Source organism: Enterobacter cloacae complex sp. S1 (assembly GCF_014930525.1).
Lineage (GTDB): Bacteria > Pseudomonadota > Gammaproteobacteria > Enterobacterales > Enterobacteriaceae > Enterobacter > Enterobacter hormaechei_C.
Genome location: NZ_JADBRE010000025.1, coordinates 40,490 through 47,689, shown reverse-complemented (window position 1 = coordinate 47,689; position 7,200 = coordinate 40,490). Strand labels below are relative to the sequence as shown.

7 protein-coding genes are annotated in these 7,200 nt (G+C 56.1%); 3 read left to right on the top strand and 4 right to left on the bottom strand.

Annotated elements, in window-relative coordinates; genetic code table 11:
• Positions 1-61 precede the first annotated feature (61 nt).
• On the bottom strand, positions 62-1,342 hold the full coding sequence (gene hemL / locus IM290_RS16950; RefSeq protein WP_015572714.1) for a glutamate-1-semialdehyde 2,1-aminomutase: 1,281 nt from the start codon (positions 1,340-1,342) through the stop codon (positions 62-64).
• A 177-nt stretch (positions 1,343-1,519) separates the two neighbouring features.
• Between hemL and clcA the strand changes: the two genes are divergently transcribed.
• Entirely contained in the window at positions 1,520-2,920 is a 1,401-nt protein-coding gene (clcA, locus tag IM290_RS16945) for a H(+)/Cl(-) exchange transporter ClcA (RefSeq protein ID WP_017383743.1), read from the top strand.
• Between the two features lie 85 nt (positions 2,921-3,005).
• Positions 3,006-3,350: an iron-sulfur cluster insertion protein ErpA gene (gene erpA, locus IM290_RS16940; protein ID WP_003856230.1), complete on the top strand. Its 345-nt coding sequence runs from the start codon at positions 3,006-3,008 to the stop codon at positions 3,348-3,350.
• A 58-nt stretch (positions 3,351-3,408) separates the two neighbouring features.
• On the opposite strand, the gene IM290_RS16935 is transcribed toward erpA, so the two are convergent.
• Genes IM290_RS16935 through mtnN form a run of 3 tightly spaced genes read right to left on the bottom strand, consistent with a single transcriptional unit; the run spans position 3,409 to position 5,556 of the window.
• Positions 3,409-4,032: a TRIC cation channel family protein gene (locus IM290_RS16935; RefSeq protein ID WP_003856227.1), complete on the bottom strand. Its 624-nt coding sequence runs from the start codon at positions 4,030-4,032 to the stop codon at positions 3,409-3,411.
• 23 nt (positions 4,033-4,055) lie between these two features.
• Positions 4,056-4,865 carry a vitamin B12 ABC transporter substrate-binding protein BtuF gene (btuF, locus tag IM290_RS16930; protein ID WP_017383741.1) on the bottom strand — a complete coding sequence of 270 codons (810 nt, stop codon included), beginning with the start codon at positions 4,863-4,865 and terminating at the stop codon, positions 4,056-4,058.
• The gene (gene mtnN, locus IM290_RS16925) at positions 4,858-5,556 is read right to left on the bottom strand and encodes a 5'-methylthioadenosine/S-adenosylhomocysteine nucleosidase (protein ID WP_003856223.1); all 699 of its coding nucleotides are present in this window, start codon (positions 5,554-5,556) and stop codon (positions 4,858-4,860) included. The genes btuF and mtnN overlap by 8 nt, the downstream gene beginning before the upstream one ends.
• Positions 5,557-5,638: 82 nt before the next feature.
• Here mtnN and dgt point away from each other — a divergent pair, with 82 nt between their 5' ends.
• The gene (gene dgt / locus IM290_RS16920; protein ID WP_193041412.1) at positions 5,639-7,153 is read left to right on the top strand and encodes a dGTPase; all 1,515 of its coding nucleotides are present in this window, start codon (positions 5,639-5,641) and stop codon (positions 7,151-7,153) included.
• The last annotated feature ends 47 nt before the right edge of the window (positions 7,154-7,200 follow it).

Genomic DNA, 7,200 nt, shown 5'->3' with positions numbered 1-7,200 from the left:
TACTGGGGAACCCTCTCCCCCTGTGGGAGAGGGTTGGGGTGAGGGCATCAAGCCGCACATTTTACAGCTTCGCAAACACCTTACGCGCTGCGTCGATGGTGTTATTGATATCTTCTTCGCTGTGTGCCACGGACATAAAGCCCGCTTCAAACGCTGACGGGGCCAGATACACGCCTTCTTCCAGCATCAGATGGAAGAAGCGTTTGAAGCGTTCCACGTCGCATTTCACCACGTCCTGATAGCAGGTCACGGTTTTCGCATCGGTGAAGAAAATCCCGAACATCCCGCCGACGTGGTTTACCACCAGCGGAATACCCGCGTCTTCTGCGGCTTCCAGCAGGCCGTTTGCCAGCTGCGTCGTCCGGTCCGTCAGGGTTTCGTGGATACCCGGCTGCGCCACTTCGGTCAGACAGGCAAAGCCCGCCGCCATCGCAATCGGGTTACCGGAGAGCGTACCTGCCTGGTAAACAGGACCGGTTGGCGCCAGCGCGTCCATCACGTCCTTACGGCCGCCAAACGCGCCGACAGGCATGCCGCCGCCAATGATTTTGCCGAGGCAGGTCAGATCCGGCTCTACGCCGTAGTATGACTGTGCTCCCGCCAGCGCGACGCGGAAACCGGTCATCACTTCGTCGATGATCAGCAACGCGCCGAACTCATCGCACAGTGCGCGCAGGCCCGGCAGGAAATCCGGCTGCGGTGGAATACAGTTCATGTTGCCCGCCACCGGTTCAACGATGATGCAGGCGATCTCCTGCGGATACTGCTCGAACGCGGCGCGAACGGTGTTCAGATCGTTATAGGTGCAGGTCAGCGTGTGTTTCGCGAAATCAGCCGGCACCCCCGGGGAGTTCGGTTGACCGAGCGTCAGCGCGCCGGAACCGGCTTTTACCAGCAGGCAGTCGGCGTGGCCGTGATAACAACCTTCGAACTTGATGATCTTGTCACGACCGGTAAAACCGCGCGCCAGACGGATAGCGCTCATGGTCGCTTCGGTACCGGAGTTCACCATACGCACCATGTCCATCGTTGGCACCAGCTCGGTGACCAGCTCCGCCATTTTGACTTCCATCTCGGTTGGCGCGCCGAAGCTCAGGCCGCGCTGAGCGGCTTCAATCACCGCGTTGCGGATCGCCGGGTGGTTGTGCCCCAGTACCATCGGGCCCCAGGAGCCGACGTAATCGACATAGGCTTTACCATCCACATCATACAGATATGCCCCATCCGCACGTTCGATAAACAGCGGGGTGCCACCCACGCCGGTAAAGGCGCGCACGGGTGAGTTCACGCCGCCTGGGATTAGCTCGCGGGCTGCGCTGTAGAGGTTTTCAGACTTGCTCATGGCGTCGTTCCTGGTTCGTAGAAATAAGTTAAGGCAACTATTCTAAGTGATTCGGAAGAGGTTATAAAATTTTTGCCCCTCAGAAGGCTTAACAATTGTTAAGTATTTTTCAGGGGACGAGGGGATTGTCTCTGGTAGAATCCCTGCGGCCTTTTGTATGACGAAACAGAACAGGTAATGAACGAGAACACACCTTCTTTTGAACAACAACAGTTTACGCGCGCGAAGCACCGGGTCAGTATCCGGCGGCTGCTCAACCGTGACAAAACACCGTTAGCCATTCTGCTGGCAGCCGCCGTGGTCGGTACGCTGGCCGGGCTGGTGGGGGTCGCATTCGAGAAAGCGGTCAACGCGGTGCTCAACTGGCGCATAGGTACTGTCGCCAGCTTTGCCGATCGGGAATGGCTGGTCTGGGTGTGGGCCTTTGGCCTTTCGGCGCTGTTTGCCATGGTGGGGTATTTTCTGGTGCGTAAATTCGCACCTGAAGCAGGTGGCTCGGGGATCCCTGAAATTGAGGGGGCGCTGGAGGAGCTACGCCCGGTTCGCTGGTGGCGGGTGCTTCCTGTGAAATTTATCGGCGGGATGGGAACCCTCGGGGCGGGCATGGTGCTCGGTCGGGAAGGGCCAACGGTACAGCTGGGCGGTAACGTCGGGCGCATGGTCGGCGATCTGTTCCGTATGCGCAGCGCCGAAGCACGGCATACACTGCTGGCGACGGGGGCCGCAGCGGGGCTGTCTGCGGCGTTTAACGCGCCGCTGGCGGGTATCCTGTTTATCATTGAAGAGATGCGCGCCCAGTTCCGCTACAACCTGATCTCCATTAAAGCGGTGTTTACCGGCGTGATTATGTCGAGCATTGTCTTTCGCGTCTTTAACGGCGAAGGGGCGGTGATTGAAGTTGGCAAGCTGACCAATGCGCCGGTCAATACCCTGTGGCTGTATCTGGTTCTTGGGATGATTTTTGGCGTCGTCGGCCCGCTTTTTAACACCCTGATTTTACGGGCGCAGGATATGTTTCAGCGCATCCATGGCGGAAATACCACGAAATGGGTGCTGGTGGGAGGCCTGCTTGGCGGCGTGTGCGGGATCCTCGGTTTCATCGAACCGAATGCGGCGGGCGGCGGTTTCGGCCTGATTCCCATTGCCGCGGCGGGGAATTTCAGCGTAGGCCTGCTGCTGTTTATGTTTATTTCACGCGTCATCACCACGGTATTGTGCTTCTCCTCTGGCGCCCCGGGCGGCATTTTTGCTCCGATGCTGGCACTGGGGACGCTGCTGGGTACGGCGTTCGGGATGGCGGCGGCGGCAGGTTTCCCGGCCTACCATCTGGATGCGGGGACGTTTGCGGTTGCGGGAATGGGGGCGCTGCTGGCGGCCTCCCTGCGCGCGCCGCTGACCGGGATCGTACTGGTGCTGGAAATGACCGACAATTACCAGCTCATTTTGCCAATGATCATTACCTGTCTCGGCGCGACACTATTAGCCCAATTCCTGGGTGGAAAACCACTATACTCCACCATTCTTGCCCGTACCCTGGCAAAACAGGAAGCTGAACAGGCCCTGAAGCAGAATACTTGAATGAATTACCAGGGTATTAGATAATGACAAAAAGAATTGGGTGATTTTTGCCCAATAGCAGTCGCAGTATTCATGGGAGCATAAGATGAGTGATGACGTAGCGTTGCCGCTGGAATTTACCGAAGCAGCAGCGAAAAAAGTGAAAACCCTGATTGCCGACGAGGACAATCCGGATCTGAAACTGCGTGTTTATATTACCGGCGGCGGCTGTAGTGGCTTCCAGTATGGTTTTACCTTTGACGATCAGGTTAACGATGGTGATATGACTATCGAGAAACAGGGCGTCGCGCTGGTGGTTGACCCGATGAGCCTGCAATATCTGGTGGGCGGTTCAGTGGACTACACTGAAGGTCTGGAAGGTTCGCGCTTTGTGGTGACTAACCCGAATGCGACCAGCACCTGCGGGTGTGGTTCTTCGTTCAGTATTTAAGCCTGAATGCAGATTGTAGGCCCGGTAAGCGAAGCGCTACCGGGCTTATAAACGACGCCTATCTTGAATTTTCATCCAGCGCAAACGTCGGCAGCTTCAGGTGCCAGCGTATCGCCGCTAAACGGATCACCAGCGTGACCACCATCCCCAGCATCGCCGCATTCTCCAGCGGGACAGCAAAGGTGTAATACGCCGTGGCGTGAACAATCCCCCCGATGATACAGGCCGTCGCGTAGATTTCCGTTCGCAGGATCATCGGGACTTCTCGCGCCAGTATGTCGCGAATAATCCCTCCGCCCACGCCGGTTAACACGCCCATACAGATCGCCACCAGCGGGCCAGTCCCGGCAATAAAGGCTTTATTCACGCCTATTCCCACAAAGACCGCCAGACCGACGGCATCCAGCACCGGTAATATCCATTTTGGCAGTCTGCGAGGCTGACGAACCAGCACGATGGTTAACAGGCAGGTGACCATCGCCACCACCAGATCCGTGGGATCTTTTACCCAAAATACCGGGCCATTTGCCAGCGCCATATCGCGGATCGTTCCGCCTCCCACCGCCGTAACAACGCCGAGTACCAGTACGCCAAAAGGGTCCATGCGCAGTTTTCCGGCAAGCAAAACGCCGGAGATAGCAAAAACGGCTGTGCCAAGAATATCCAGCCAATACACGAGCATCGTTAAATCCTCGAAGGGGGTATTTATCTGTTTGAGTGACTCTCTGCCAGTTCGGCGCAGAGTTGTTTTGCGGCGAGGATAATACGCGGGCTGGCGCGTTCAAACCAGTCGCTGTTGAGTGCGATAACCGGAATTTTAAGCTGCCGATGCCAGAATTGTTCTATTTTAGGAATCTCGCTCGCATTTCCGACCACCACAATGGCCTGCGGTTGTCGCGCAAGAACCTGCTCACGACTGACCTGGGGCCAGGGAACCCGGCTTTCGGCAAAGATATTTTCACCTCCACAGGTTTCAAGCACCTGGTTCTGGATCGAGCCTTTCCCGGTAGTGAACAGCGGCTGGCTGCCAAATTGCAGAAAAACGCGTTGTTTCGGTTGCGTGCCGTATCGGGCTTTTAGCGCGGCATAGTCGTTGAGCATCTGCTGTGCAGCCTGCCCGGCGCGTTGGGGGGTAGGGCTGAAAGGCGCGAGGTCACGGAGGGTTTGCGCCACCTGTTCGATGCTCACCGCGTCCACCCATTTTACCGTTATTCCCAGCGAAGAGAGCTGGTTCACCTGCCGTTCGGCATTACCGCCGCGCCAGGCGAGGACCAGATCGGGCTTTAGCGCCACGATGCGTTCCAGGTTCATTCCCTGCCAGGTGGCAACCTGTTCGATATGGGCGGCCTGCGGTGGATAATCGGAAAAGCTGCTCACCGCAACGGGCGTGATCCCGGCGGCAAACGCCAGTTCCGTATTGGCAGGGGAGAGAGTGATCACCCGCGGTGCGGCGATGAGCCAGGCCGGAGCGAGCAGAAGCAGGGCGACCAGCGCCCTGAATGACACCTTACCCACGCGCCAGTTTCTGCACCAGGGTTTCCACCATCACGGTGGACTGTTTGGCCGCAACGGCCAGGAATTCGTCGAAGCTGATGTGGGACTGCTGGTCCGCCACGTCAGAGATCGCGCGAACGACCACGAACGGCACGCTGAAGTTATGGCATACGTGCGCGATGGCCGTGGCTTCCATCTCCACGGCCACAGCCTGCGGGAAGTTATGACGGATTTTCGCCAGACCGACAGAGCCGTTGATAAAGGCATCGCCGCTGACGATCAGGCCACGCACCGCATTGAGGTTCAGCTCGTTAATGCAGCTTTCAGCGGCGGCAATCAGCTTATCATCCGCTTTAAACCCGGCCGGGCAGCCCGGAAGCTGACCATATTCGTAGCCGAATGCGGTGACATCTGCATCGTGATAACGCGCTTCGTCGGAAACCACGATATCGCCCACTTTCAGCGTCGGCGCCAGACCGCCCGCAGAACCCGTATTAATGATAACGTCAGGCTTGCAGCGCTCAAGCAGCAGGGTCGCGCCCAGTGCCGCTGCAACTTTACCGATGCCTGATTTCAGCAGAGCCACGTCAACACCGTTCAACTGGCCGGTGTAGATCTCACAGCCACCGAGGGAGAGGGTCTGACGGTTCTCAATTTTGTCACGCAGCAGCGTAACTTCTTCTTCCATTGCACCAATAATGCCGATTTTCATAGATTTACTCGCGATGTGCCTTGTTAAGATGCATAGTCTATCATGCGGTTAAGGGGAAACGCATTCTCACGCGGGGGAGCACATGGCACCAATCGATTTTCGCACCAAAATTAACTGGCACCGACGTTTCCGTTCGCCACAGGGCGATAAGAGCGAACATGAGATCCTGCGCATTTTCGAAAGCGATCGCGGACGCATCATCAACTCGCCCGCCATACGTCGGTTACAGCAAAAAACCCAGGTGTTCCCGCTGGAGCGTAACGCCGCGGTGCGTACGCGGTTAACGCACTCCATGGAAGTGCAGCAGGTGGGGCGCTACATTGCGAAAGAGATCCTCAGCCGTCTCAAAGAGCAACGTCTGCTGGAAACCTACGGACTGGATGAACTGACCGGGCCGTTCGAAAGCATCGTTGAGATGGCCTGCCTGATGCACGATATCGGCAATCCTCCCTTTGGTCATTTCGGCGAGGCCGCCATCAATGACTGGTTTAAACAGCGGCTTTTTCCCTCTGACGCCATAAGCCAGCCGCTCAGCGATGACCGCTGTGTGGTACGCGATTTATGCCTGCGTGAAGGCGAAGATAGCATGAACGATCTGCGCCGTAAGGTGCGCCAGGATCTGTGTCATTTCGAAGGTAACGCGCAGGGGATCCGTCTGGTGCACTCCCTGATGCGGATGAATCTGACCTGGGCCCAGGTGGGCTGTATTCTTAAATACACGCGTCCCGCATGGTGGACCGGAGAAACGCCCGCCACGCATAGCTACCTGATGAAAAAACCGGGCTATTACTTATCGGAAGAAGCATACATCGCTCGGTTGCGTAAAGAGCTGTCTCTGACCCCTAATGGCCGTTTTCCATTGACATGGATTATGGAAGCGGCTGATGACATTTCTTATTGCGTGGCCGATCTGGAAGACGCGGTGGAAAAAAGAATATTCAGCGTCGAGGAGCTGTATCAGCATCTTCATGATGCCTGGGGAGAGCATGAAAAAGGTTCTCTGTTTGCGCAGGTCGTTGAGAATGCCTGGGATAAATCGCGTTCAAATTCGCTGAGCCGCAGTACCGAAGATCAGTTCTTTATGTATTTGCGGGTGAACACGCTGAATAAACTGGTGCCGTATGCGGCCGCCCGTTTCATTGATAATTTGCCGATGATATTTAGCGGGGAATTTAATCACGCCCTGCTGGAAGATGAGAGCAGTTTTAGTCAGCTTCTTGAATTATATAAAAACGTGGCTGTTCGCCATGTTTTCAGCCACCCGGATGTCGAACAACTGGAGCTGCAAGGATACCGGGTTATCAGCGGGTTGCTGGAGATTTATGGCCCGCTGCTCCAGCTGACGGTCGATGAGTTCAGTGAGCTGGTCGAAAATGAACGTGTTCGCCGCCTGCCGATTGAATCTCGTCTCTATCAGAAGCTTTCAACCCGCCACCGGCTGGCATACATTGAAGCCGTCAGTAAAATAGATCGCCATTCTTCCCAATGGCCAGTCATGGAATATTATTATCGCTGTCGTCTTATCCAGGACTATATCAGCGGGATGACAGATTTGTATGCCTGGGATGAATACCGCAAGCTTATGGCCGTTGAATAAGCCATGAGTTTTGTAAAGACGACCAATAAATTTTTACTTTTTCCATA